Source organism: Pseudovibrio sp. W74 (genome assembly GCF_001623085.1).
Taxonomy (GTDB): Bacteria; Pseudomonadota; Alphaproteobacteria; order Rhizobiales; family Stappiaceae; genus Pseudovibrio.
This window is the reverse complement of the sequence record NZ_LMCJ01000056.1, coordinates 3695-4833: the sequence shown is the minus strand read 5'-3', so window position 1 is coordinate 4833 and position 1139 is coordinate 3695. Positions and strand designations below refer to the sequence as shown.

The 1139-nt window shown below is 52.5% G+C and carries 2 protein-coding genes; both read left to right on the top strand.

What is annotated here, in order from left to right; genetic code table 11:
* Positions 1-609: TrbI/VirB10 family protein (locus tag PsW74_RS22945; protein WP_193777982.1), on the top strand; the 609-nt coding region annotated here is incomplete at its 5' end.
* A 17-nt stretch (positions 610-626) separates the two neighbouring features.
* A partial coding sequence (locus tag PsW74_RS22940; protein WP_193777981.1) for a hypothetical protein occupies positions 627-1139 on the top strand: 513 nt, incomplete at its 3' end.

Here is a 1139-nt window from a genome sequence, read left to right as displayed (position 1 = left end):
ATCTCCACCAGTGCGGTTGATAACAGCCGGATTGTCACTGCCGACCGCTACATCACCGGCATCATGGAAACCGGCATTAACAGCCAGCTAGCTGATGAGGGCACTGTCGTCATTCAGGTGAGCAGGGATGTTTACGGCTATCACGGGGCCAATCTTCTGGTTCCAAAAGGAAGCCGCATGATCTGCCGCTATGAGAGTGCCAAGAAGGTTGGACAGACCCGTATCGGCTTTCAATGTGAGCGTGTTCTCATGGCTGAAAGCCGAGCTGAAATCTATCAGCTCAAAGCCAAGGTTGGCGATGCTCAAGGCTATGGCGGCATGTCCGGCCACGTCGATAATCGCTGGTGGGAGAAGTACGGCACCGCCGTGACCACCGTTGCCATTGGCGCGGGCGTTGAATCAGCCGTCACCATGGCCTCTGCCTATGGTTTGAAAGGCTCCGACACAATCGCTTCCGCCCTGACAGGCATCTCGGAGAACGTTGGCGAGTTGTCGGCAAAGTTTATGGAAGACACGGTCAATTTAAGGCCGGTCATCCGTATTTCCCAAGGCACCAGAGTTCAGATCAGACCTGAATATGACTGGTACTTGGCTCCACCTACCCAATAGTAATGAGGGTTATTTTGATGCGGAATATTTTAAGGCTTAGTTTGGTTGGGACCTTGTTGCTGACAAGTTCAGTAGCAGGCTTCTCCCAAACAGCTTCACCACCGTCTGCCGCAACGCAGGCCGTGCAAGCAGGCAAGCAAGGAACGAGTGCAGCAGAGGCCACCGCTGCACTTCGTGAGAAGCTGTTTGCTGTTGCCGTGAAGCAGACAACACCGATTTTTGAAGGCAAAGCAGTTGAGCTTGCCTTACAGATCAAAAAGGCTCCTCAGTTCACCGCTGGGGTCAACAAAGACGAAGTGTCAGTATCAGGTGTGAGCGCAGAAGGCTTCTCCCAATATGTCATGCATGATGGGAAGAAGATCGGGCAAGCTGTGCTCACACGCCTGACGAAGGGTGAGCGCTTTGTCGAACTTAATGCAGAAAACTTCTCGTCGCAGTTTGATGTTGAAGAGGATGTGATCAATCCGGAAGAAACGCTTGATGTATCGGGCAACGAGGAAGAGCTGATTGCAGCGCTCACAAAGCTTAAC